Consider the following 23,925-nt stretch of genomic DNA (forward strand, 5'->3'; position numbering starts at 1 on the left):
CATCCACTGACCCGACGGCCTCGCGGCTCGTCGCTCAGTGGGTCATCCAATAACAAGACGAGGTTGTACCTTATGCCGACAGGCAATCACCTGCCCCATGGCGAGACCGCTCAAGGCGGCCCGCTGAAACGTGAACTGGGCGAACGGCATATTCGCCTCATGGCCCTTGGCGCCTGCATCGGCGTCGGCCTGTTCCTCGGCTCGGCCAAGGCCATCGAGATGGCCGGCCCCGCGATCATGCTCTCCTACATCATTGGCGGCCTGGCGATCCTGGTGATCATGCGCGCCCTGGGCGAAATGGCGGTGCACAACCCCGTCGCCGGTTCGTTCAGCCGCTACGCCCAGGATTACCTCGGCCCGCTGGCGGGCTTCCTCACCGGCTGGAACTATTGGTTCCTGTGGCTGGTGACCTGCGTCGCCGAAATCACCGCCGTGGCGGTGTACATGGGCGTGTGGTTCCCCGATGTTCCGCGCTGGATCTGGGCCCTGGCGGCGCTGCTGAGCATGGGCACGATCAACCTGATCGCGGTCAAGGCGTTTGGCGAGTTCGAGTTCTGGTTCGCGCTGATCAAGATCGTCACCATCATCGCCATGGTCATCGGCGGCGTCGGCATCATTGCCTTCGGCTTCGGCAATGACGGCGTGGCCTTGGGGATCTCCAACCTGTGGGCCCATGGCGGCTTCCTGCCCAATGGCATCCAGGGCGTGTTGATGTCGCTGCAAATGGTGATGTTCGCCTACCTCGGCGTGGAGATGATCGGCCTCACCGCCGGTGAAGCGAAGAACCCGCAGAAGACCATCCCCAACGCCATCGGCTCGGTGTTCTGGCGCATCCTGCTGTTCTACGTCGGCGCTTTGTTCGTGATCCTGTCGATCTACCCGTGGAACGAAATCGGTACCCAGGGCAGCCCGTTCGTGATGACGTTCGAGCGGCTGGGCATCAAGACCGCCGCCGGTATCATCAACTTCGTGGTGATCACGGCGGCGTTGTCTTCGTGCAACGGCGGCATCTTCAGCACTGGGCGCATGCTCTACAGCCTGGCGCAGAACGGCCAGGCGCCGGCGACCTTCGCCACCACCTCCAGCAACGGCGTACCGCGCCGCGCGCTGTTGCTGTCGATTGCGGCCTTGCTGTTGGGCGTGTTGCTCAATTACCTGGTGCCGGAAAAAGTGTTTGTGTGGGTCACCTCCATCGCCACCTTTGGCGCGATCTGGACCTGGGTCATGATCCTGCTGGCGCAGCTCAAGTTTCGCCAGGGTCTGAGCCCGGCCGAACGCGCCGGGCTCAAGTACCGCATGTGGCTGTACCCGGTCAGTTCCTACCTGGCCCTGGCCTTCCTGGTGCTGGTGGTGGGGCTGATGGCGTACTTCCCGGACACACGTGTCGCGCTGTATGTCGGCCCGGTATTCCTGGTGCTGTTGACCGTGCTGTTTTATGTATTCAAGTTGCAGCCGAGCGATGGGGCGGTGCGGTCAGCCGCCTGATGGCCTGACGTATGCACAGCAAAAAGCCCCGTGATGGGGCTTTTTGCTTGTTCAGGCCTGGACGAGTTTGGGTTGCTGATGCAGACGCTTATTGAACGCCAGCCAGGCCCCCAGCAGGGCCATCAACCCGACCCCCACCAGCGCCGTGAATACCTGCACGGCGAAGGTATCGCCCGCCAGTGCGTTGACCATGTCCGCCAGCGGTGCCAGCAACACCCCCAGGCAAAACACCTCCAGGGAAAAGCGCCCCATACGGCAGGTTTGCCGGGCCAGCCAGTGTTGCGTCCATGCACGGCCGGGCAACAATTTGGCGGTGACGTAGGCCAGGGCCAGGAAATGCACAAGCCGCACCGGCGACAGGTCGGTCTTGCTGATCGGGTACAACAGCTCGCTGAGTGCGGACGGCATCCACGCGTCGTGGACCTCGGGCCAGCGCCAGGACAGGGTGATCACCGCCGCCGCCAGCACATAGAGCGCTGCGGCCATAAACAACGGCTGCCGGAACAGCCCGCGCGTCTCGGCGAGGCGCGGCCGGCTGGCATGAATCGCCGCCGCGCCGCCCAGCACAAACAGCAGTTGCCAGGTGACCGGGTTGAAGTACCACACGCCATCGGCAATCGCCCGCAGGTTCCAGCCCATCCACGGCGCCATCAGGTACACCGCGAGCGACACCGCCACCACCGCCCAGGTCTGGCGCAGCAGGAACGGCAACACCAACGACAATCCGCCCAACAGCACGATATACAGCGGCAGCGGGTCCATCAGGTTGGGCTTGAAGCGCAGCAGCAACTCATCGGTCAGGGCTTGCTGAGGGTGGGTGATGAAATGCGTCATGCCCATTTCCTCCACCAGGTCGCGCGTTTCCACATGGCTGTTGGCGAAAAACACGATGCCCATCATCACCGCCAGCAAAAAGATGTGCACCACATACAACACCCAGGTACGCCGCAGGATCTTCAAGCCGGCCATCCAATAGCCTTCGCGCTGCAAGACCTTGCCGTAGGCCAGCACCGAGGCATAGCCGGCCAGGAACACAAACACTTCGGCTGCATCGCTGAAGCCCAGGTTGCGCAAGGTGATTTGACCGAGGGGGTTATGGGGGACGTGGTCCCAGAAAATGAAAATCAACGCCAGGCCCCGAAAAAAATCGATGCGCGGGTCGCGTCCGTTCAGCATGGCAGCGGGCTCTTGAACAAATAGTTGAGTGAGGGCGGGCGCAGGGTCGTAGTGTCCTACGCCGCACGTCTGGCGGGCGCAGGTTGGCGGGATTTGTAAGTAATTGCAAAAGCTGGGTATTACTGAATGTCTCAGTTGGCCGGGTGGGGTACCTGTAATTCTGACAGTAGACGGGTGCCGGTCGTCGTGGCTTGCTGAGCACAGCCGCAACAGGACGACGGTATGAGCAGACTGTGGAAGGGCTTCTCCAGCTACACGGTGGTTGGCGTCGCCAATACGGTGATCCATTGGCAGCTGTTTTTTGTGTTCAGGGCCGCGTTCGAGCTGAGCCAGGCCGTCAGCAATTTATTGGCTTTCTGTATAGCGGCGTCCTTTTCCTTTTACGTCAATGCGCTGTACACCTTTAGCGTGCCGATCTCAGTCCCGCGTTACGCGCTGTTTATGCTCTGCATGGTCAGCCTGGTCTGCGGTTTTTTGCTGTCGCGCTGGGTGGTGTTTCGCGAGCCTCGGCAATGAGTTTCCAGCGCTCGGACAATTGCGCGGCAATGGCGGCGAAGACCAATAACGGCATGTAAATTTCGTTGTGTTCAACGATGCCGTCGTTGGTCTGGTTCAGCGCGCAATGGGTATTCTCAGAAAGCATCCATCAGCAGTACCCGGCATGGTTTGGCCTGATATGCATTAATTTGTGGTACCAACCGAGTGAAGTGCTCGGTCTGGCAGTGCGCATCCAGCGCCTCCTGATTGGGCCATTGTTCGATAAAAATGAAGTGGCCTGGGTCTTTTTGATCAACGAACAGGTCGTAGGCGATGCACAGTGGTTCCTGGCGGGTTTTTTCCACCAGCTCGGTGTACCACGGGAGCACGGTGTTTAAGTGTTCGTGCTTGATGAAATCTTCGGCGATGACTTTCAACATGGCAGGCCTCCTTCAGGCAGCAGCAATTTCATGGGGCTCAAAACTATCCGCCCGCGCCATCTGCCACATCCGTGAATAGAACAAGCCGTTCACTTCCCCAGTGAGCAGCTCCCCAGGCTTGAGAAACACATGCAACTGCGAAAATAATTTGATCTCCGTCGCCGACATCCGCCGCACCAGATGCTTGGCCGCCAACTGCGACGGATGATCCAGCCCGGCCGCCGCCAGCATCTCCGCCAGCGCTTTAAGCGTATTGCGGTGAAAGTTGAACACTCGCTGGGCTTTGTCCGGCACCACCAGCGCACGCTGGCGCAATGGGTCCTGGGTGGCGACGCCGGTCGGGCATTTGTTGGTGTGGCAGCTTTGCGACTGAATGCAACCGATGGCAAACATGAAGCCGCGCGCCGAGTTGGCCCAGTCGGCGCCAATGGCCAGGACGCTGGCGATGTCGAACGCGCTGACGATCTTGCCGCTGGCGCCGAGCTTGATCTTGTCACGCAGGTTCAGGCCCACCAGGGTGTTGTGCACAAACAGCAAACCGTCACGCAGCGGCACGCCGATATGGTCGGTGAACTCCACCGGTGCGGCGCCGGTGCCGCCTTCCTTGCCATCGACCACGATAAAGTCGGGGAGGATGCCGGTTTCGAGCATGGCCTTGGCGATGCCCATGAATTCCCACGGGTGGCCCAGGCAGAACTTGAAACCCACCGGTTTGCCGCCGGACAGTTCACGCAGTTGGGCGATGAAGTGCATCAATTCGATCGGCGTGGAAAACGCGCTGTGGCGCGACGGTGAGACGCAGTCCTCGCCCATCATGATCCCGCGGGTGTCGGCAATTTCTTTAGTCACTTTGTGCTTGGGCAAAATCCCGCCATGGCCGGGTTTGGCGCCCTGGCTCATCTTGATTTCGATCATGCGCACCTGCGGGTTCTGCGCCTGTACGGCGAAGCGCTCCGGGTCGAAGCGGCCGTCGCTGGTGCGGCAACCAAAATAACCGCTGCCCAGTTCCCAGGTCAGGTCGCCGCCGTGCTCGCGGTGGTACGGGCTGATGCTGCCTTCGCCGGTGTCGTGGGCAAAGTTGCCGAGCTTGGCGCCCTGGTTCAGCGCGCGGATCGCGTTGGCGCTCAGCGAGCCGAAGCTCATCGCCGAGATATTGAACACCGACGCCGAATACGGCTGGGTACATTGCGGGCCGCCGACCATCACGCGGAACGCACTCGGGTCGCTCAAGGGCGCGGGGCGCATGGAATGACCGATAAATTCGAAGCCCGACTGGTACACGTCGATCAAGGTGCCGAAGGGTTTGTCGGCGGTTTCATTCTTGGCGCGTGAATAGACCAGTGAACGTTGGGCCCGAGAGAAGGGCAGGGCGTCGCTGTCGGATTCGAGCAGGTACTGGCGGATTTCCGGGCGGATGGCCTCCACCAGATAACGGATATTGCCCAGGATCGGGTAGTTGCGGCGCACCGCGTGGGGGCTTTGCAACAGGTCGAAAATCCCGATCAGGCTCAATACACCGGTGACGATGGTGATGGGCCACAGCCATTCGTGCTGGATAAAGGGGAGGCTGGCGAGGGTGAAGATGACGCACACGGCAAAGAAGGCGTAACGGCTAAGCAAGGACAGGCTCATACGGTTTCCTTGGGGTCGGACTCTCAGGTCGGTGCGGCATTCTGCGCCTGTACTCAAATCAGGAACAAGGACAGAAGGCTCTGGCGTGTAGTCCGAGTTCCTACGCCGCTGTCTGCCGAATCGGTAACACCACGCGAAATGTCGTGCCCTTGCCCAGTTCGCTGCTCACGGAAATATCGCCGCGGTGTTTCTTGACGATGCCGTAGGAGAGCGACAAGCCCAACCCCGTGCCTTCGCCCACCGGTTTGGTGGTGAAGAAGGGATCGAAGATTTTCTGTACGGTTTCCGGGGCAATTCCGCAGCCGTTGTCCGCCACTTCCAGCCAGATGTTCTCGCCTTCCACGCCATTGCTGATGGTAATGGTGCCGCGTTCGGGTCCCATGGCTTGCGCCGCATTGACCACCAGGTTCATCACCACCTGGTTGATCTGCGAGGCCAGGCATTCGATTTCCGGCAGGGGGGCGTATTGCTTGATGACGTCAGCTTTGTACTTGAGTTCGCTGGCGACGATGTTCAGTGTGGAGTCGATGCCCTGTAGCAGGTTCGCGAATTGCCAGCTCTGGTCACTGTCGACGCGCGAGAAGTTTTTCAGGTCCTTGACGATCTGCACCACCCGGCCAATGCCCTCCTTGGACTCCCTGATGAGGATCGGGATGTCTTCCTTGAGAAAGTCCAGTTCCAGGTCGTTGCGCAACGTCTTGAGTTGATCGCGTTGTTCACCCGGCGCCAGGCTTTCCTCGGCCTGGCGGTAAGCATCCAGCATCTGTTGCAACTGGCTGAAGTAGCCGTCGAGCGTACTGAGGTTGGATGAGATAAAGCCCACCGGGTTATTGATTTCATGGGCCACGCCCGCTGCGAGCTGGCCCAGTGAGGCGAGTTTTTCCGACTGCACCAGTTGGCTTTCCAGCAGCTTGCGCTCGTTGATTTCCACCTGCAGCGCCTGGGTGCGTTGCTCCACCAATTGTTCCAGATGACTGTTTTTCAGCGAGGCGCGGCGGGCCATGTCCCATTTATTGGCCAGGGTGTTGGCCATCTGCTGCACTTCGATGTTGTCGAACGGTTTTTTCAGGATCAGCAGACGGTCATGGCCGTTCAGGCGATGCAGCAGTTCATCCCAGGAGTAATCCGAATACGCCGTGCATACCACCACTTGCAGGCCGGGATCGACTTTCCACAATTCCTCGATGGTCTTGGCCCCGTCCCAGCCCTGGGGCATGCGCATGTCGACAAACGCCAGCGCATAGGGGCGTTTCTCCGTCATTGCCGTGGTGAGCAACTGCAGGCCTTCTTCGCCGCCATAGGCCGAGTGCAGTTCGAAGGCTTGCGCCTGAGGTGTGCTGGTATCGCCGAACAGCGCCGACTCCATGTCGTCCAGTGCCTGGTTGGCCTCCACGGCGGGCATCAGGATTTTGCGGAAGTCATCGTGGATCGACGGGGTATCGTCGATCAGCAAAATGCGCCGGTTAGGGGGCTGATTCATAGGGGGCTTCCGGCAGGGTTAAGAGGGATCGTCAGGGTAAACACTGCGCCCAGGCCAGGCCCGTCGCTGTGGGCGCTGAGCTGGCCATGCATTTCCACGGCGGCCAGGGCGCAGCTGTGCAAACCGAAGCCATGTCCTTCCTTGCGGGTGGTGAAACCGTGGGTAAAGATGCGGGTCATGTTCTCGGCGGGAATGCCTTCGCCTTCGTCCTTCACGCTGATCTGCAAGGTGTTGTCCTCCAGTTGCTTGACCTCCAGGGTCATCTGCCGTGCGCGGTCGGTGAGGTTGGACATGGCGTATTTGGCGTTGCTGATCAGGTTGACCATGATCAACAGCAAGCGATGTTTGTCCGCCATGACTTCCGGTACCTGCCCGTATTCCTTGACCACCGTGACGTTGTGGCGACTCAGCGCGCCGGCGTTCATGCGCAGGGCGTCTTCCATCAGGGCGCTGATGTGCACCGGCTCCAGCAGTGTGGACGCGCCGGCATAGGATTGCTGGGTGGCGACGATATCCTTGATGTGATCGACGCTTTTGCTCAATTGCCCCAGCTCATCAGTCATGCCTTGCTGCTCGACGGCAATGGCGTCCACCAGTTGGTTGAGGTAGTCGGGCAGCAGCTTGCCCTTTGCATCGTCGGTTAGGAAGGTGCCCAGGTCAGCCTTGTGCTCGTTGATCAACTGCATGGCCTTGCCCAGGCCCAGCGCCTTGCTGCCGCGCAGTTTGCGGGTGACGATGTCGGCGGAAATATTCACGCTGTTAAGCACGTTGCCGACGTTGTGCAGCACATTGGTGGCGATCTCGGCCATGCCGGCCTGGCGGGCGCTGTCGAGCAGTTCGCTCTGGGCATCCTTGAGCTGTTGGGTGCGCCGTTCCACACGTTGTTCCAGGGTTTCGTTGGCTGCCTGCAGGGCACGGTTGACGCGGTTGATCTCGGCGAAGCTGCGCAACAGACGCACCGCCAGGTACAGCAACAGCACCACCAGCAAGGTGGCGAAGATCAGCAGATAGCGGTGGTATCGATGGTCGACCAGGTCGGCGGCTTGCTGGTCCTGGTCGAGGTGGGTGGTCAGGTCGTCCAGGCTCTGCGCCACGGGCACAGCGGCTATCCGGTCGAGCAGGGTGTTGACCAACGGCTGTTCGCGCAGGATCAACGCAATGTGGTTGCTGAGGATCTCCACCGGGGCCTGGAATTCATCGGGCAAGCTGTCTTTGTTGATCTCCAGTTTGCCCAGGCCCACCAGGATATCGGCGGCGCGCTCGTCGCTGGTGACTTGGGCGAACTCCAGGCTGCTGAGCAACAAGTCGTAGGTGTCGGTGGCCACGCCTTGCAATCGCAGACGGTCTTCTTCATCAATGCGATTGAATTCCGCCTGGATGTCGTCCTCGGCGGTCGGTAAAAAGGCCAGCGAGTTGCGCAGCACCGCGTTGTGGGATTTGAACTGGTCCACCAACCGGGCTTTTTCCTGGATCGCGGCCTGGTAAGCCGCCTGGCCGGACTGCCAACGGGCCAGATCTTGCGGGTTGTGGTACGTGCTCCGATTGTTGAGGTCGTCCCATAGCCGGGTCATTTCCGCCAGCGGTGTCACCAGCGGGTCGTAGTTATGGGTAATCGCAATGCGCGCCTTGAGCACCTCGCTGTCCCACTGCGCGTTGAGCTGTTGCAGCTGGCGGATCAAGTCTCGCGACTGGGTGTAGCTGGCCGTCTGATCGCGGGACGATTTGAGGTATAGAAACACCAGCATCGAGGCCAGCAGCAGGGTGATCAGACCGAGCAATACCTGGCTGGTACTACGGCGGGTGAGGGTCATGACGGTGTACTCATAAAGGCTTGCCCGCCCATTCGCCGGTCAGGGTCTTGAGAAACTGGATAATAAAATCTTTGTCTTCCCGGGACGGGTTGCGTCCCAGTTGGTACTTGAACATCACGTCAACCGCTTCCTCCAGGGTCTTGGCCGAGGCGTCGTGGAAGTACGGTGCGGTGACGGCCACATTGCGCAGGCTGGGCACCTTGAACACATGACGGTCTTCTTCGTCCTTGGTCAACAGGTAGCGCCCCAGGTCCGCTTCGACCGGGTTGCCACGCGCCTTGAAGTAGTCGCCCATCACCCCGAACTTCTGGAACATATTGCCGCCGATGTTGATGCCTTGATGGCAGGCGATGCAGCCGTATTCCTTGAAGCGCTGGTAGCCGTATTTTTCCTGGGTCGTGAGAATCTCGGTGTTGCCCAGCAGGTATTGGTCAAAGCGTGAATTGGGCGTGAGCAGCGTGCGCTCATAGGTGGCCAGGGCGTTTTGCACATTGGCGGCGGTGACACCGTCGGGGTAGGCCTGGCTGAAGGCGCGCTGGTAGAGGGGCAGGTCGGTGAGGTTTTGCACCACGGTCTTCCAGTCGCTGCCCATCTCCACCGGGCTGATGACCACTTGTTCGATCTGCGCCTCCAGCGTGTCGACCCGGCCATTCCAGAACTGTTTGAAATTCAGGCTGGCGTTGAACACCGAGGGGGTATTGATCGCGACCGGTTTGCCGTCGAACCCCAGGGAGAACGGCGTGTTGTCGGCGCCGCCGCTTTCCAGTCGGTGGCAGCTGGCGCAGGACAGCGTGTTGTTCACCGACAGGCGCGGCTCGTTGAACAGTCGGCGGCCCAGTTCGACCTTGGCCGCGTCCAGCACCGGCACCGGCACCGGCGGCAAAGGTTTGAGCGCTTCGTCCAACGGCGCGGCGATCACCGGCAGGCCGAGCCCCAGCAGCAGGGCCAGACCTGAACCGTAGGTTGAGAGGTGTCTCAAGCGAGCACTCCTTGCAAGCGTGGGGTTATGGACGGGTTATCGGCATGACGCTGCCTACCTGCAGCAACTGTGCGAAATCTTTTGCCGGCACGGCCTTGCTGAACAGAAAACCCTGGCCCTCTTCGCACTCCTGCGCTTTGAGGAACTCCAGCTGTTCAATGGTTTCCACCCCTTCGGCGATGATGTTCAACTCCAGGCTCTTGCCCATGCCGATCATTGCGCTGATCAATTGCGCGTCCTGGTTATTCACGTTCAGGCCGCGCACAAAGGATTGGTCGATCTTCAACACATCAATGGGAAAGCGTCGCAGGTAGCTGAGGCTGGAATAGCCGGTGCCGAAATCATCCAGCGCCAGGCGTACGCCCATGGCCTTGATCTTGTGCAGGAGCTCCACGGTTTCGTCGACGTTCTGCATCAGCACGCTTTCGGTGATTTCCAGTTCCAGCAGGGTCGGGGGCAGCCCGGTTTCCTTCAGGATCGTCGCCAGGTTGCCGACAAACTCACGCTGACGAAAGTCGATGGCCGAAATATTGGCGGACATGCGCAACTCCGGCAGGCCCATCACGCGCCAGGCTTGTGCTTGCTCGCAGGCCTGGCGCAGCACCCATTGGGTCAAGGGCACGATCAGCCCGCTGTCTTCGGCCACCGGAATGAAGTCCACCGGGCTGACCCAGCCCGAACGCGGCTGGAACCAGCGTATCAACGCTTCGGCGCCGACAATGCGCCCGGATATCAGGTCCAGCTTGGGTTGGTAATGCAGCACGAACTCATCCCGCTCCAGCGCCTGGCGGATCGCGCTTTCCAGGTTTTGCTGGTGTTGGGCGCGCAGGTTCATGTCTTCGGTATAAAAACTGAAATCGTCCGGGCCACGTTCCTTGCTGGTGTGCATCGCAGTTTCGGCGTGCTTGATCAGCTCCACCGCATTAGCGCTGTCATTGGGGTAGATGCTGATGCCCAGGCTGGCGGTGACGCTCAGGTCATGCCCGGCGACATGGCGAGTGGCGCTGATGGCCCGCAGGAGTTTGTGGGCGATGTGCTGGGATTGCTGCGGGTGCTGCACGTCATTGAGCAGAATCACAAACTCGTCGGAGCCGTAGCGAAACACCGAATCCGAGCTGCGTACCGCCGCCACCAGGCTCAGGCTGACCTGTTGCAGCAGCTCGTCGCCCACCGGGTAACCCAGGGCGTTGTTGATGCGCTTGAAGCGGTCGAGCCCGATAAACATCACCGCCAGCTGGGTGTCGTGCCGCCGACCGATGGCAATGGCCTGGGTCAGCCGGTCGCCCAGCAGGGTGCTGTTGGGCAACTCGGTGAGTGTGTCGTATTGCAGCAGGTGCGAGACCTTGAGCAGTTCCTGCACGCGTTCTTCGATGGTGTGCTCAAGGCCGATCACCTTGAGGGCGACGTCCTGAGCCAACTGCCACTTCCAGGTCAGGGCGCTGGCCATCTGGCGGATCTCCAGATGGTCGAAGGGTTTTTTCAGGATCAGCAACTGGTCATTGTATTTAAGCCGTGCTTCGATGGCTTCGAAGGAATAGTCCGAATAGGCGGTGCACAGCGCAATCTGCAGGTTGGGGTCGACGTTCCACAGTTGCTCGATGGTTTGCAGGCCATCCCAGCCCGGCGGCATGCGCATGTCGATAAACACCATGGCATACGGCGCATTGTCGGCCAGGGCTTTGTTTACAAGGGCCAGGGCTTCCTGGCCCTGGTAGGCGGAATCGAGCTGGAACGCCTGGCGCACTTTGGTGGCGGTGCCGAACAGCGCTTCCTCCAGACTGTCCAGGGACGGTTCACCCTGTGCATCGGCACAGAGGATCTTGCGAAAGTCCTGATGAATGGAGGCTGTGTCATCGACAATCAGGATGCGCCGGTTGGCCCGCGCCGAGCTCGAGTTCATGGTGCAACCCCTGACGGCAAAAGGTTCGACAGCATAACGAGTCCTTCCCTGGTTCCAAATTTGAGCTGGGCGAGCGGCCTGCTTTGACAGCATAGTCCAGCAACCTTGAAATCGACGGCCAGTTGGCGTCAAATCAACCCCGCGCCAAAAGCAAGGGAATACCGCTTGGCACAAGGGTTCAATTTAGTTCAATTCAGTTCAATGTGAAGGCGCAGCAGGCATGGATGAACAACTCGCTACCAAACCCACGATTTTGCTGGTCGACGATGAAGAATCGATCCTCAACAGCCTGCGTCGCCTGTTGCGCGGCCAACCCTTTGATGTGGTATTGGCCGGCGGCGGCGCACAGGCCCTTGAGATCATGGCGGCCCAGCCGATCGACCTGGTGATGAGCGACGCGCGCATGCCCGGCATGGACGGCGCGCAACTGCTGGCCGAGGTCCACCGGCTGTATCCCGGTACCAGTCGCATCCTGCTGACCGGTTACGCCGACCTGCCGATGATCATCAAGGCGATCAACGAAGGGCAGATCCACCGCTATATCGGCAAGCCCTGGAACGACGACGAGCTCAAGCTGATCCTGCAACAGGCCCTCGAACACCAGCGCCTGGAACGCTTGACCCATGCCCAGAACGATCAGCTCAAGCTGCTCAATGCCACCCTGGAAAAGCGCGTGGCCGCGCGCACCTCGGAGCTGCAGCAAACCGCCGACATGCTCGACCTGGCCTACGAAGAGCTCAAACGCAGCTACGTGACTGGCACCGAAGTGTTTTCGTTGCTGGCCAACCTGCGCCTGCCCAAGAACAAACAGACCAACCGCGCGCTGATCGAACTGGTGCGCGTGTACTGCGCCGCCCAGTACGTCGACGAGGCCAGTTCGCGTGACCTGGCGATGGCCGCTGCGCTGTATAACATCGGCAAGCTGAGCTGGAGCGACAGCATGTTGATCGAGCCGGCCGACAAACTGTACAGCACCGATCGCGAGCGGTACCGCGGCTATCCGGCCCAGAGCGAGTCGTTGTTGATGACCCTGGAGCCGATGAAGGATGCCGCGCGGATCATTCGCCATCACCAGGAACGCTGGGACGGCAGCGGGTTTCCCGACCATCTCAAGGGCGATGCGATTCCATTCGGTTCGCGCCTGCTGAAACTGGCGGTGGACTTCATCGAGCTGCAGAAAGGGCTGATCCTCGAGCGGCATATGAACAGCGACGAAGCGCTGTTGTATATCCGCAAATATGCCGGTCGTTTATACGACCCGGACCTGGTCGAGGACTTCATCCTGGCCTGCGCCACGTTCCTCAGCGATGTCACCCTGGGCGACCCGACCGTCAAAGTGCTGACCACCCGCGAACTGGAAGACGGCATGGTCCTGGCGCGCAACCTCAATGCCGACAACGGCATGTTGCTGCTCAACGCCGGCAAGGTGCTGAACCTGCCACTGGTGGACAAGCTGATCGCGTTCGAGGCGATGGAAGGGGCCAAGTACAGCGTGTTCATCAAGGAACCGGACGAGCTGCCGGCTCATCCGTAGCGGTAACGGTCTGGTCGCCCGTGCCGTCTAGAGTCCCCAGGCTTTCAGCTTGCTGGCGTGATAGTCGATGATGCCGCGCAGGATGAAGATATCCTTTTCATCTTCTTTTCCGGTTTTCTCGAAGGCCGCTCGCCATCGACCCCGGCCGGAACCGGGGTCCAGTTGCGGCAAATCGACATAGGTAAAATTACCAATCTTCTTGCGGCTCACGCGACCGGCTTCGATATCCTGAATGATTTCCTCAAGTTTGGTTTTTGCACTGTCCGGCAAAAGAGATATTTGGGCGGCCGCCAGTTCGTCGATATGTACGATGTTGGGCGCCGCCTCCAGGGACACGAGGGGTTGCGCAGGTGCCGGGGAGGCGGGCGCTGGTGATGGTTTTTCGACTTTTTTGGTTCGGGCCTGGGGACTGGTCAGTTCAAGAGGCGTTGAAAAATGTGGAATGTTTTTTTCAAAATCAGCGACGGTCAGGCTGTCGACCATTTTGACGTTGGTGGGGCTGCCTGTTCGTCTGATGTGTGATATCGCGATATAAGGTATACCGGATTTTTTAAAATCATCCGAATAGGACTCTACGCCAAGTCGCTTCAACTTTTCCCTAAACCTTACAGTGCTAAATGTTCTGAATGACTCTTCAACGCTGCTATCAGATAAAAGCCGCTCCAGGGCCTTCTCCTGTGTAATGTTATTGTCCGAGGCAATTTTGCTAACAATTTGCCGTCGTCCTTTTTCATCGAGAAATGCATTGAGATTATCTTGATAAATACTTGAGACTTCGTACTTTTTTTCAAAATCCTGCAGGCTCCTCAGTTGTTTGTTGGTAATGGCATAGCCTACAAAGTGTGCGTTGGTGTCAGGGTCAGTAATTCTAATGGATCTTTGTATGCTTTTTAAAAGGTAGTTGTCTCTTCCGATCATTCTTTTGATTCTGACAAAGATACTGTCTTTCTCTATGGGTAACAGTCCCATGAACAGAGTGGTGTTGTGAATGTGCAGATGAACATCCACATCGGCCTTCAACGTCAACAATGCGTCGCGTAACGGCCCGGGCGGCTGGCGTCTCAAACCTTCCTGGCGTGCGACCATGCTTCTAAAGGTGGCTTCATCCACATGAGGCCCCATGAGCTGTCGAGCGTGAGCAAGCAGTCGTTGTTTTTGTGTGAAAGGGAGCGTTTTGACTTCCTCTCCATAATGCCGCATCCGTTCGTCCGACAAATAAACGTGCAGTGCCGTGATCAAGTCTTCATCCACCTGCTCTTCGGCGCTAAGCGGGCGCAGCGCGCCCAGCGCCTGTCCTCCTCCCCGCGTCGTTCTGTCAAAGCGCGGCTTCCAACTTTTCGCGTCTCCTGGCACCACCATAAAGTCCGGTTTACTTGCGGTCGGATGTTTGACATAGCGCGCGCCCTTTTCAACATAAGACGCATACAGATAATAGCGACCGCCCGTCTCCCGAATGGCGATAAATTGATGGTTGCGCCCGTCAATAAAACTCGGTGCGCCCATGCTGCGCGACAGCGTGTAATGGTTCGTTGCGGCAAATGCCTCGACGTCAAAGAGCGGATCAATATGTTTAGGCAATCGATACGCGGTGACATCGACCCAGGCCGGCTCCAGCGGTCGGATCGAATGCTCGGCTACGTCGAAGTCGATTTTGCGCTCGCCGTCGACTTTCTTGACCAGCGCTGGGGCGCCACGCCCCAGTTGTCGGGCCCTGCGCGAGCCTCTGGCGATGCCCCGCGACAAAAACGACAAGGCTTTCTTGGCCGGCAACAGATCGGCCAATGCATCGACAACCTCAGCACCAAACATAAAGGCATTCACCGCCGATTCTTGTGATATGTCGGCGTTACTCTTGGAGCGGTAATCGGCGTGCGCCAGTTGAAAGCCAAGCTGCACCGAATACAGGTAGGCGTGAAGATCACCGCTGATGAGGGTCAAGGTATAACGGTGCACACCGCGTGTGTCCGTGAAGATCCGCTCACGTTCTTGCGTGTCGCTGGTAGCCATTCGTCGTGTGAAATAGGCGCGCCATTCGGGTGTTGATTTCAATGTGTCCAATTGCACAAGACCCAGGGCAAGTTCCCTGAACGGCGCGTTATCAGGAGCATCCGGGGTATACAGGACGCAGGCGCCGTCAGCCCTGGTGCCTTTTCGCTGAATCACCAGAACGCCATTGATGACCTGTCCGCCCCGGCCCCTTTCAAGCCCGCTGCCCATCACCAAAAGGTTCGCCTCTATATCGAAGGTGCCGACCTGTGGGCGGGTTACCGAGTCGGGGTAGTGCGTGATCGTCTGTATCCAATCAAAGCCACTACCGGGCGTCTTGAAGGTGAACAGGTCCTGGATAGCCGGGTTCAGCTGGCTCTCAAGGGCATCCTTGTTCATTTTTGCCGCATTGGCGCGCTGCCAGGCCCTGGAAAACTCGCGACCTTCGCCGTTTTGCGAGAAGGCTGATCGGAGGTATTCAGCATACTTTTTGCCGATGTCGGCCTCCTGGGCGAGGGCGCGCAACGCTGCATCGTCGAGTCGGCCCTGGTTGTGTCCCGAGGTATCGATGATGTCGGCGCTGGCAGTGATCGTTCTGTGCAGTGCATGAATGGTCAGAGGTTCGATATTGCGCCGGGCATAACTGCCCAGGGTGCGCAGGTCCACAACGGATTTGGTCTGCCAGGTGCCCTTTGTCAACTGTCGAGTGTGTAAGAACTGCGGGATGTCGATGCCCGGATCGTCACTGATATAGACCGTGTCGAAGTGTTCGTCGCGATAACCCGACACCGTAACGGGCAACGACGATGTCACGCGCAGCTTGACCAGGCTCTTGTAGGGGGCCACGTCCACATCGGCATATTCCGGCTTCAGTTTCTTCAATGTCTGGTCGGCTTCGTTTTCGGCGAAAGAGGTCAGTGTCGGCATCTTTTCAAGCAAGGGAAGGAGCGTCTCGCTGCTCTCGATCATCGCTTGTAGCCGCTGGCGGTACAGGGCCTGGTCCGAGGGTTCGGCGGTGCTCAACCAATCGGCTTCGCGGGCTTGAACCAGGCGTAGATTGCGTGCCGCGAGGGCCCAGCAGACATCCAATTGCGGTGCTAAGTCCGCGACCCGATCAAGCTCCTGCGTCACCGGCATCGTGTCTCCGCGCAGCGCCTCGCGGACATTGTGGTGTTGCCAGGTGCGCAGTGAGCGCACGCTGCTGGCAATCACATCGGTGGCTATTTTCGACGGGGCTGCGGCCATCAAGGGCGAGTCACCGAGCTCGGCGCGAGCCTTGGTCGGCAGGCTGGCAGCCAGCAGCTCGCTGGCCGGGTCACGCTTGCGCAGGCGCGCCGCCACGGCTGAGTTTAACCGGTCCAGGTTTTCATATTCCTCAAACCCTTCCCCAGGGGTATAGAGCAGTACGCTGCCCACGGGCGGCGTTTGCGGCGTGGCGCTGAAGATGAATGCCCCGGCAAATTGACTGCCACCGTCCAGCGTCAACCGGTAGACGCCGCAGCGGCCGTCGGCAGGCAGTATGCGTTCACGCGTCGCTGCGTCCGGGTACTTGAGCACGGTGTCCGCCAGCGTTCGTCCAGCGGGCGACAGCGTTCCATCAAGACTGCGTAATGCCAACTGATGAGCGAGCATCTGGCGACGCACGGCGATCAACTGGTGCTCTGTGTCGGGTTGCCCGTTCTCCCGCTGCCGCCAGAATGCTCTCAGTTCGGTGGTACAGGCCCTTTCTAGCACGCGCGCCAACGCTTGCGGCGGATGGGAGGTGGACAGGCGCTTGTCCGGCTCCAGCGTTCGCCCCTCCCGATAGAAGGCGCCTGGCGCTTGCGCCAGATAGTCGTGCGCGTCCGGCAACCGTAGCCTGCTGAGCAGTGTGCCGAGAGGCTCACTGCTCAGCAGGTGGTTTTGGCCCTGTTCGTCTTCACGGTAGCGACTGTAAAAGATCTGGTTCGGATCGATGATGCCGTGCAAGTCGGGAAACAGTGCCGCCAATTGTTGTTGATAGAGGCTCTCCAGGCTCGGTTGCTCAAGGAGCAGGTCGCCGGTTTGGGCGTTGAGCCTGGCAAGTTCGCGAATAAGCTGCGCCTGTTGTTTTTCGACAGGTTGGTTCGCAATCGGCACGACGGGCAGTGTCATGGGTTGCACGCTGGTGGGCGGGACGCTGTCGGCCTGGCGCGGCTGCGGCGGCTGCGGCGGCTGCGGCGGCTGCGGCGGCTGCGCGGGTGTGGGTGAAATGTGCATGGATGACTCGTATGCGAGGGGCAGCGTCGCCGCGGGAGCGGCGTGCCCGGCTAAAGATGAGTCTTGAGTGTAGGGTTGGCGATGATCGGCATTGCGGTGCATGTATGTCGGGAAAAATTGCCTGATGGCGATGAGCATGTGATCCTTCGCGCTTTCCCCCGAGGTTTCATTCGATGTCCATGACCATCCGCATCGCCGCCGCTGTCCTGATCAACGACCTCGGCGAGACGTTGCTGGTGCGCAAGCGCGGTACCCAGGCTTTCATGCAGCCGGGCGGCAAGATCGATGCCGGTGAACAGCCTGCCCAGGCCCTCGCGCGTGAACTGTACGAGGAGCTGAACCTGCATATCGACCTGGAACAGGCCGCGTACCTCGGGCAGTTTTCGGCGCCGGCGGCCAACGAGCCGGGCTTCACCGTGCAGGCCGAGTTGTTCCAGGTGCACGTCAACGTGCCGGTAAGCGCGGCTGCCGAGATCGAAGAGCTACGCTGGATCGACCCTACGGGTGACGGCGGTTTGCACTTGGCGCCGTTGACGCGTGACCTGGTCCTGCCGTTTTACCGTGCGTCGCTGGTTGCCCGCGCCTGATGCCCTCGCCGCCGATGTTCATCCGCGCGCTGGTGGCCAGTGACGCCGAGGCCTATCGGGCATTGATGCTCGAAGCCTACGCGCGCTATCCCCAGGCCTTCACCTCCAGCGTGGCCGAGCGCGCGTCGATGCCGTTGAGCTGGTGGGAAAAACGCCTGGACAACCCGCTGGACCGGCTGCTCGGCGCGTTTGCCGGTGATGAGCTGGCGGGTATCGTCGGTCTGGCCTTCGAACCCCGCGAAAAGGCGCGGCACAAGGTGACCTTGTTCGGCATGTACGTAAATGCGGCGTATCAGCGCCTGGGCCTCGGGCGCCAATTGGTCGAGGCGGCGCTCGATGAAGCGCGTCAACAGGCGCGCCTGAAGGTGATTCAACTGACCGTCACCGCCGGCAACGACGCAGCGTTTGCGCTCTATCGGCGTTGCGGGTTTATCCAGTACGGCCTGGAGCCGCTGGCGGTGCGGGTGGGGGTGGATTACTTCGACAAGATCCACATGTGGCGCGAGCTCAAGGCCGACTGAGCTGCAATGGGGGAGGGGCTTGTGCCCTCCCACATTTTGTCCTCGTTGATTCAGACATTGTGTTGATCAGCGCACCGCACTCACCCCATCCAATGTCGAAAACGATGTGTCCTTGGCCGTCAGCAAAAAGTCGCGCATGTACGGCGCATCCAGCATGTCCGCGCGAATCCCTGCATACAACGTCGCAAACAGCCCTTTCTCGCCCAAGCGCTTGGCCTTCACGTAGCCGCGCGAGCTGTATTCATGCAGCGCCCAATGCGGCATGCCGCATACGCCGCGACCGCTGGCCACCAGTTGCATCATCATCACTGTCAGTTCCGAGGTGCGCACCTGCGCGGGTTCCACATCGGCCGGTTCCAGAAAACGCGTGAAGATGTCCAGGCGGTCACGCTCCACCGGGTAGGTGATCAGGGTTTCGGTGAGCAGATCCTCGGGCACGATATACGCCTTGTGCGCCAGTGCGTGCTGGTTGGCCACGGCCAGCATGGCTTCGTAGGTAAACAGCGGCACATAGGTGATGCCCGGCAGTTCCAGCGGGTCGGAGGTCACCACCAGGTCGAGGTCGCCTCGGGCCAGGGCCGGCAGCGGGGCGAAGGCAAAACCCGAGGCCAGGTCCAGTTCGACTTCGGGCCAGGCATCGCGGAACTGGTCGATGGTGGGCATCAACCATTGGAAACAGCTGTGGCACTCGATGGCCATGTGCAAACGCCCGGCGGTGCCGCCGGCCAGGCGCGCGATATCGCGCTCGGCACCGCGCAGCAGCGGCAGGGTAGCGTCGGCCAGTTGCAGCAGGCGCAAACCGGCGCTGGTGAAGCGCAGCGGCTTGGTCTTGCGCACGAACAACGGCATGCCCAGGCGTTCTTCCAATTCCTTGAACTGGTGGGACAGTGCCGATTGCGTCAGGTGCAGGCGCTCGGCGGCTTCCACCAGGCTGTCGGCTTCGCGCAGGGCATGCAGGGTCTTGAGGTGACGGATCTCGAGCACGGGCTCTCCATGAAGACAATTTGTGATGAAAACGGATAGCGTGAGTTTGTCTCATGTTGCAAAGCCTGTCGACCATGACCGCCGGGCACACTTCATCAAACTGTCATGGAACTGTGGCAGCGCGCTTGAACAAACTTCATCAGACTCGCGTTCTACTGGGGTTCTGCGTTTCGGTGTTTTTCATGCGTGTGTTGCTTTTGTTGGCCGCTCTTGTGTTCGGCCTGCCGTCTTTTGCGGCGTCTCGATGTGATGTCAATGTCCCGACCCAAACGGTCGACCTGGAAACGGTGAGCATCGCCTACCAGAGCATCGGCCGTGCGTCCGATCCGGCCTTGCTGCTGGTGATGGGCCTGGGCGGGCAGTTGATCCACTGGCCGGATGAGGTGGTGGTTGCCCTGTGCCAGCAGGGTTTTCGGGTGATCCGCTACGACAACCGCGACGTCGGCCTGTCCACCTGGCGCCAGGCCCCGGCCACTGCCAATCTCACCTTTGAAGTGCTGCGCTACAAGCTCGGCCTGCCGGTGGCGGCGCCCTACACCCTGACCGATATGGCCGATGATGCCTTGGGGTTGATGGATGCGCTGCAGATCCGGCAGTTCCATGTGCTCGGTGCGAGCATGGGCGGCATGATCGCCCAGCACCTGGCGGCCATGGCGCCGCAGCGGGTGGAGAGCCTTACCCTGGTCATGACCAGCTCCGGCGCCGAAGGCCTGCCGGCACCGAGTGCGGCGCTGGTGCAGTTGCTGTCCCGACGCGGCGCGCCGAACCGTGAGGTGGCTCTGGAACAACAGGCCGATTTGCTCGCCGCACTCGGCAGCCCGACGGTAAAGGACGACCGCCAGGCGTTGCTGCATCAGGCGGCGCTGTCCTACGACCGCGCCTTCAACCCGGACGGTGTGAAGCGCCAGATCATGGCGATCCTCGCCGAGCCCAGCCGTGTGCCGCTGCTCAACCAACTGCGCGTGCCGACCCTGGTGGTGCACGGCACCGCCGACCCGCTGTTGCCGGTGATGCACGGCGTGCACCTGGCCGCGCATATCCAGGGCAGCCAGTTGAAGTTGATTCCCGGCATGGCCCATCGTTTCCAGGAAGCGTTCAAGGCACCGTTGTTGATGGCGGTGTTGCCGTACCTGCAAGCCCATCGTGAAGATGCCGCGCATTGGGCTCAGATTGATCAGGTGGCGCCTGCGAAGCTGTTGTGAGGTGGTGTATGGTGCAACCTTTGCGGCACATTTTGCCTACGAGGTTGCCTGTCATGAGTACTCCCCTGAAAATCGATTTCGTCAGCGACGTGTCCTGCCCCTGGTGCATCATCGGCCTGCGCGGCCTGACCGAAGCCCTCGACCAGTTGGGCGCCGAGGTGCAGGCCGAGATTCATTTCCAGCCGTTCGAACTGAACCCGAACATGCCCGCCATCGGTCAAAACATCGTCGAACACATCACCGAGAAATACGGCTCCAGCGCCGAAGAGTCCCAGGCCAACCGTGCGCGCATCCGCGACATGGGCGCCGCGCTGGGCTTTGCGTTCCGCACCGACGGCCAAAGCCGCATCTACAACACCTTCGACGCGCACCGCCTGCTGCATTGGGCCGGTTTGGAAGGTTTGCAGTACAACCTCAAGGAGGCGCTGTTCAAGGCCTACTTCAGCGATGGCCAGGACCCGTCCGACCACGCCACCCTGGCGATCATCGCCGAAAGCGTCGGCCTGGATATCCAGCGCGCCGCCGCGATCCTGGCTTCGGATGAATACGCCGCCGACGTGCGCGAGCAGGAGCAGCTATGGATCTCCCGTGGCGTGAGCTCGGTGCCGACTATTGTGTTCAACGACCAATATGCGGTGAGCGGTGGCCAGCCGGCTGAAGCGTTCGTGGGCGCGATTCGCCAGATCATCAACGAATCCCGATCCTGAAGCCGAACACAAATCAAAATGTGGGAGGGGGCTTGCTCCCTCCCACATGAGTTCACCGCAGTCTTCAAGAGTTCGCTCGTTCACCCGCTGGCCCGTCCCTTGCATTGACCCCCCTAAAGCCTTAGGGGAACACTGCCTTGAATATTCTTGACCTCGATCACAGCCTCACGGCCCAAGCGCCGATTGCCCGGCGCTTGGCCAGTGGCCGTGCCACCCGCATCGACCTGCTGGACCTGGGCCCCAAGCTGCGTCTGTGGTCCACCGAAAAAACCTGGAAGCGCTTTGCCGAACGCTTGGCCAAACGGCCCAGGCCCACGGATGCGCGGCCGGACATCCTGTTTGTCGGCTCCGGCGATTATCACCACCTGACCCCGGCGTTTCTGGCCGACCTCAAGGAGCCCATCAGCCTGATCCACTTCGACAACCACCCCGACTGGGTGCGCTTTGCGCCCAAGCGTCACTGTGGCTCATGGGTCAACCGCGCGTTGAAGATGCCGGCGATCAAACGCATCGTCACCCTCGGCCCGTGCAGCGATGACCTGCACAACCCGCAACTGCGCGGCGGCAACCTCGGCGCCCTCAAGCGCGGGCAATTACAGCTGTTTCCCTGGCAGCATCCGCCGTCGAAAGTGTGGGGCAGGGTGGGCGATGGCGCCGGTCACCAGCAGCAGGAGAACCACCTGCATTGGCGCAACCTGGCGCAGCTGGATTGGACGGCGTTTCTTGAACAGATGATCACCAGCCTGCCCACCGAGGCGATCTGGATCACCATCGACAAAGACGTGCTGGCCAGCGAAGACGCGGCCACCAACTGGGACCAGGGCGGCATGCGTCTGAGCCACTTGCTGCAAGCCCTGCGCGCGTTGGCCGCGCGCAAGCGCATCATTGGCATCGATGTATGCGGCGAGTTCGCCACGCCGGCGTTCAGCAACGCGTTCAAGCGCTGGGAGGCCAAGTCCGACCAGCCGCCGCCGCAGCGTTGGAGGCCTGAGGATCTGCAGCGCAATGCCGCGACCAATGAAGCCTTGATCGAGCTCTTTGAGGAGTTGTTCCCGTGAGCCTGACCGTGGTGTTGCTGGTGGCGTTTTCCATCGTCCTCGATGTAATCGGCCAGCTGTGTTTCAAGCTGGGTCTCGATCGTTTGCCGGAACTGGAAGGCGGTTTTCGCCTGAATGCGTTCTGGGGCCAGGTGTTCAATGCGCCGTTGCTGTGGGCCGGGATCGGCGCCTATGTCATCGAATTTTTCGTGTGGCTCGAAGCCCTGTCCCGCGCGCCGTTGAGCCTGTTGTTCCCGGCGGCGGCGCTGGCCTATTGCGGGGTGGTCCTGGTGGGCAAGGTGGTACTGGGGGAAACCGTCAGCCGCCGGCGCTGGCTGGGTACGTTGGTGATCACCCTGGGGGTGATGTTGGTGGCCGTTGGCGGGAGTCAGACATGAATACGCAGACGTGGTTGCACGGGCGGTTCGGCACGGTTGTGCTGTGGGCCTTGCTGATCTGCACCGAGAGCGCCGGGCAGTTGTTCACCAAAGTCGCGGGCGATCAGTTGGGGCAGATGGACTTCAATTGGCAGTGGCTGGTCGAGGTGGCGCGTAATCCCGGGATCCTGGCGGCGATTGCCTGCTACATCGGTGCGTTTTTCGTGTGGATGCTGATCCTGCGACGCAGCAGTCTGTCGCTGGCGTTTCCACTGAGTTCGCTGGTGTTTGTGGTGGTGTTGCTGGGGTCGTGGCTGGGGCTGGGTGAACATATCAGCCCGCTGCACTGGGTGGGAGTGGCGGTGATTATTGGCGGGATTGCGCTGTTGGCCGAAGGTGAAGAGAACTGAAAAATATCGCTATGGAATGAGGACTAATGTGGGAGGGGCTTGCTCCCACATTTTTAACCCGTGTGAGTTAGTCGAAGGTGTAGCTGATCGCCGTCTGCACCTGTCCCTGGTTCACCTCGCCGGTCTGCCGGACGATGCTGCTGCCCGCCGCCGAACCCACCAGGTGTACCCAGCTGGCGCTGGTCAGCAGTGACCAGTTGGGGGCCAGCGGAAACTGAAAACTCTGGTTCAACGTCACGTTCTGGAAACCGCCACTGGCGTTGTAGGCCTTGAAACCCGTAGCTGCCGCTTCGTTGGCATCCACGCCGAAAAACGTCTGGGTCTGGCGCGCGTCGGCGAAGTGCGCCACCAGGCCGCTGCTGCCGATGATCCCGCCGCCCAGCGGGTAGCCCAGTTCGCCACCGACCTTGCCCAGCGCGCCGCTCTGCGCGTGGCCGCCGCCGACGGCCTGGCCCAGTTGCGCATAGACGCGCCAGAAGTCGGCCGGCGCGTATTGGATGAAACCCCCGACCTCGGCCATGTCCGACACATTGCGCAGGCCTTGCAGCGAGCCGTTGGAGGTGCGTCCCTGCAAATAATTGATATACGGGCCGGCCGTAAAACCGTGGGTGTCCAGCGCGCTCCACGTCAGGCCGTCGTCGGTGCCCAGGCTCACGGAGCCCCAGTCCAGGTCGAGATACGGCACCGGCCGGGTTTCATAGCGACTGCCGGTGGGGTCATGGGGTTGGTAGCTGACGCCTGCGCCGACGTCACCGGTGATGCCTTGAGCCTGGGCGGTGAGGCTCAATAAGCCGGCCAGTGCAGCGCATGTGATCCGCAACATGGTCACAGTTCCTTGAGTGAATACACGCGCATGAACGCGCAAACCTGCGCGCCTGTGCAAGCACTCATCTTGTTTGTAGCAAGCTACAAAAATTGTAGCTTGCACGACACAAATCCCCCGCACACACCGAGCAAAGCCC

The 23,925-nt window shown here is 60.5% G+C and carries 20 protein-coding genes; 10 read left to right on the top strand and 10 right to left on the bottom strand.

The features are described from left to right. Positions 1-72 precede the first annotated feature (72 nt). Complete coding sequence (locus tag V6M90_RS25450) at positions 73-1,485, top strand: amino acid permease (protein WP_205489670.1); 1,413 nt, start codon at positions 73-75, stop codon at positions 1,483-1,485. A 51-nt stretch (positions 1,486-1,536) separates the two neighbouring features. Here V6M90_RS25450 and V6M90_RS25455 read toward each other — a convergent pair whose 3' ends face one another. Continuing rightward, positions 1,537-2,661 carry an OpgC family protein gene (locus tag V6M90_RS25455; RefSeq protein ID WP_003172044.1) on the bottom strand — a complete coding sequence of 375 codons (1,125 nt, stop codon included), beginning with the start codon at positions 2,659-2,661 and terminating at the stop codon, positions 1,537-1,539. A 222-nt stretch (positions 2,662-2,883) separates the two neighbouring features. Here V6M90_RS25455 and V6M90_RS25460 point away from each other — a divergent pair, with 222 nt between their 5' ends. Then, a complete protein-coding gene (locus V6M90_RS25460) occupies positions 2,884-3,177 on the top strand; it encodes a GtrA family protein (RefSeq protein WP_003172045.1) in 294 nt (97 codons plus the stop codon). Between the two features lie 116 nt (positions 3,178-3,293). On the opposite strand, the gene V6M90_RS25465 is transcribed toward V6M90_RS25460, so the two are convergent. The 6 genes from V6M90_RS25465 to V6M90_RS25490 all read right to left on the bottom strand — a co-directional run bounded on the left by V6M90_RS25465 (position 3,294) and on the right by V6M90_RS25490 (position 11,380). Further along, positions 3,294-3,578, bottom strand: coding sequence for a putative quinol monooxygenase (locus V6M90_RS25465; protein ID WP_141064086.1), 285 nt, complete (start codon positions 3,576-3,578; stop codon positions 3,294-3,296). A 12-nt stretch (positions 3,579-3,590) separates the two neighbouring features. Further along, positions 3,591-5,210, bottom strand: coding sequence for an FMN-binding glutamate synthase family protein (locus tag V6M90_RS25470; protein ID WP_003172048.1), 1,620 nt, complete (start codon positions 5,208-5,210; stop codon positions 3,591-3,593). Between the two features lie 100 nt (positions 5,211-5,310). Beyond that, complete coding sequence (locus V6M90_RS25475; protein WP_003172049.1) at positions 5,311-6,690, bottom strand: ATP-binding protein; 1,380 nt, start codon at positions 6,688-6,690, stop codon at positions 5,311-5,313. Then, entirely contained in the window at positions 6,687-8,501 is a 1,815-nt protein-coding gene (locus V6M90_RS25480; protein WP_332847313.1) for a DAHL domain-containing protein, read from the bottom strand. The genes V6M90_RS25475 and V6M90_RS25480 overlap by 4 nt, the downstream gene beginning before the upstream one ends. A 10-nt stretch (positions 8,502-8,511) precedes the next feature. Further along, complete coding sequence (locus V6M90_RS25485) at positions 8,512-9,480, bottom strand: cytochrome-c peroxidase (protein WP_003172051.1); 969 nt, start codon at positions 9,478-9,480, stop codon at positions 8,512-8,514. Positions 9,481-9,505: 25 nt separating this feature from the next. After that, complete coding sequence (locus V6M90_RS25490; protein WP_003172052.1) at positions 9,506-11,380, bottom strand: putative bifunctional diguanylate cyclase/phosphodiesterase; 1,875 nt, start codon at positions 11,378-11,380, stop codon at positions 9,506-9,508. Between the two features lie 220 nt (positions 11,381-11,600). On the opposite strand from V6M90_RS25490, the gene V6M90_RS25495 reads away from it, so the two are divergent. After that, entirely contained in the window at positions 11,601-12,914 is a 1,314-nt protein-coding gene (locus V6M90_RS25495) for an HD domain-containing phosphohydrolase (protein WP_003172053.1), read from the top strand. Positions 12,915-12,941: 27 nt separating this feature from the next. Here the strand turns inward: V6M90_RS25495 and V6M90_RS25500 are convergent, their stop codons facing one another. After that, positions 12,942-17,276: a dermonecrotic toxin domain-containing protein gene (locus V6M90_RS25500; protein WP_332847314.1), complete on the bottom strand. Its 4,335-nt coding sequence runs from the start codon at positions 17,274-17,276 to the stop codon at positions 12,942-12,944. 35 nt (positions 17,277-17,311) lie between these two features. Between V6M90_RS25500 and V6M90_RS25505 the strand changes: the two genes are divergently transcribed. After that, positions 17,312-17,725 carry an NUDIX hydrolase gene (locus V6M90_RS25505; RefSeq protein WP_003172056.1) on the top strand — a complete coding sequence of 138 codons (414 nt, stop codon included), beginning with the start codon at positions 17,312-17,314 and terminating at the stop codon, positions 17,723-17,725. A 14-nt stretch (positions 17,726-17,739) separates the two neighbouring features. Then, positions 17,740-18,246: a GNAT family N-acetyltransferase gene (locus V6M90_RS25510; protein ID WP_141064111.1), complete on the top strand. Its 507-nt coding sequence runs from the start codon at positions 17,740-17,742 to the stop codon at positions 18,244-18,246. Positions 18,247-18,312: 66 nt separating this feature from the next. Here V6M90_RS25510 and metR read toward each other — a convergent pair whose 3' ends face one another. Next, the gene (gene metR, locus V6M90_RS25515; protein ID WP_003172058.1) at positions 18,313-19,230 is read right to left on the bottom strand and encodes a transcriptional regulator MetR; all 918 of its coding nucleotides are present in this window, start codon (positions 19,228-19,230) and stop codon (positions 18,313-18,315) included. 182 nt (positions 19,231-19,412) lie between these two features. Here metR and V6M90_RS25520 point away from each other — a divergent pair, with 182 nt between their 5' ends. From V6M90_RS25520 to V6M90_RS25540, 5 genes are all read left to right on the top strand, one after another. Then, on the top strand, positions 19,413-20,432 hold the full coding sequence (locus V6M90_RS25520) for an alpha/beta fold hydrolase (RefSeq protein WP_042944232.1): 1,020 nt from the start codon (positions 19,413-19,415) through the stop codon (positions 20,430-20,432). Positions 20,433-20,485: 53 nt separating this feature from the next. Then, a complete protein-coding gene (locus V6M90_RS25525) occupies positions 20,486-21,139 on the top strand; it encodes a DsbA family oxidoreductase (RefSeq protein WP_042944234.1) in 654 nt (217 codons plus the stop codon). 137 nt (positions 21,140-21,276) lie between these two features. Beyond that, the gene (locus V6M90_RS25530) at positions 21,277-22,197 is read left to right on the top strand and encodes an arginase family protein (RefSeq protein WP_003172062.1); all 921 of its coding nucleotides are present in this window, start codon (positions 21,277-21,279) and stop codon (positions 22,195-22,197) included. Further along, positions 22,194-22,574 carry a DMT family transporter gene (locus tag V6M90_RS25535; protein ID WP_003172064.1) on the top strand — a complete coding sequence of 127 codons (381 nt, stop codon included), beginning with the start codon at positions 22,194-22,196 and terminating at the stop codon, positions 22,572-22,574. The genes V6M90_RS25530 and V6M90_RS25535 overlap by 4 nt, the downstream gene beginning before the upstream one ends. After that, positions 22,571-22,963 carry a DMT family transporter gene (locus tag V6M90_RS25540; RefSeq protein WP_003172065.1) on the top strand — a complete coding sequence of 131 codons (393 nt, stop codon included), beginning with the start codon at positions 22,571-22,573 and terminating at the stop codon, positions 22,961-22,963. Before V6M90_RS25535 ends, V6M90_RS25540 begins: the two co-directional genes overlap by 4 nt. A 67-nt stretch (positions 22,964-23,030) precedes the next feature. Here the strand turns inward: V6M90_RS25540 and V6M90_RS25545 are convergent, their stop codons facing one another. Continuing rightward, a complete protein-coding gene (locus V6M90_RS25545) occupies positions 23,031-23,786 on the bottom strand; it encodes a MipA/OmpV family protein (protein ID WP_078823430.1) in 756 nt (251 codons plus the stop codon). Positions 23,787-23,925 lie beyond the last annotated feature (139 nt).

It is taken from the genome of Pseudomonas lactucae, assembly GCF_036688725.1.
GTDB lineage: Bacteria > Pseudomonadota > Gammaproteobacteria > Pseudomonadales > Pseudomonadaceae > Aquipseudomonas > Aquipseudomonas lactucae.

Coding starts and splice junctions, on each gene's coding strand:
- V6M90_RS25465 (WP_141064086.1), bottom strand. CDS start 3,578: ATGTTGAAAGTCATCGCCGAAGATTTCATCAAGCACGAACACTTAAAC.
- V6M90_RS25520 (WP_042944232.1), top strand. CDS start 19,413: ATGCGTGTGTTGCTTTTGTTGGCCGCTCTTGTGTTCGGCCTGCCGTCT.
- V6M90_RS25495 (WP_003172053.1), top strand. CDS start 11,601: ATGGATGAACAACTCGCTACCAAACCCACGATTTTGCTGGTCGACGAT.
- V6M90_RS25480 (WP_332847313.1), bottom strand. CDS start 8,501: ATGACCCTCACCCGCCGTAGTACCAGCCAGGTATTGCTCGGTCTGATC.
- V6M90_RS25540 (WP_003172065.1), top strand. CDS start 22,571: ATGAATACGCAGACGTGGTTGCACGGGCGGTTCGGCACGGTTGTGCTG.
- V6M90_RS25525 (WP_042944234.1), top strand. CDS start 20,486: ATGAGTACTCCCCTGAAAATCGATTTCGTCAGCGACGTGTCCTGCCCC.
- V6M90_RS25500 (WP_332847314.1), bottom strand. CDS start 17,276: ATGCTCATCGCCATCAGGCAATTTTTCCCGACATACATGCACCGCAAT.
- V6M90_RS25470 (WP_003172048.1), bottom strand. CDS start 5,210: ATGAGCCTGTCCTTGCTTAGCCGTTACGCCTTCTTTGCCGTGTGCGTC.
- V6M90_RS25510 (WP_141064111.1), top strand. CDS start 17,740: ATGTTCATCCGCGCGCTGGTGGCCAGTGACGCCGAGGCCTATCGGGCA.
- V6M90_RS25450 (WP_205489670.1), top strand. CDS start 73: ATGCCGACAGGCAATCACCTGCCCCATGGCGAGACCGCTCAAGGCGGC.
- V6M90_RS25460 (WP_003172045.1), top strand. CDS start 2,884: ATGAGCAGACTGTGGAAGGGCTTCTCCAGCTACACGGTGGTTGGCGTC.
- V6M90_RS25475 (WP_003172049.1), bottom strand. CDS start 6,690: ATGAATCAGCCCCCTAACCGGCGCATTTTGCTGATCGACGATACCCCG.
- V6M90_RS25545 (WP_078823430.1), bottom strand. CDS start 23,786: ATGTTGCGGATCACATGCGCTGCACTGGCCGGCTTATTGAGCCTCACC.
- V6M90_RS25455 (WP_003172044.1), bottom strand. CDS start 2,661: ATGCTGAACGGACGCGACCCGCGCATCGATTTTTTTCGGGGCCTGGCG.
- V6M90_RS25490 (WP_003172052.1), bottom strand. CDS start 11,380: ATGAACTCGAGCTCGGCGCGGGCCAACCGGCGCATCCTGATTGTCGAT.
- V6M90_RS25505 (WP_003172056.1), top strand. CDS start 17,312: ATGTCCATGACCATCCGCATCGCCGCCGCTGTCCTGATCAACGACCTC.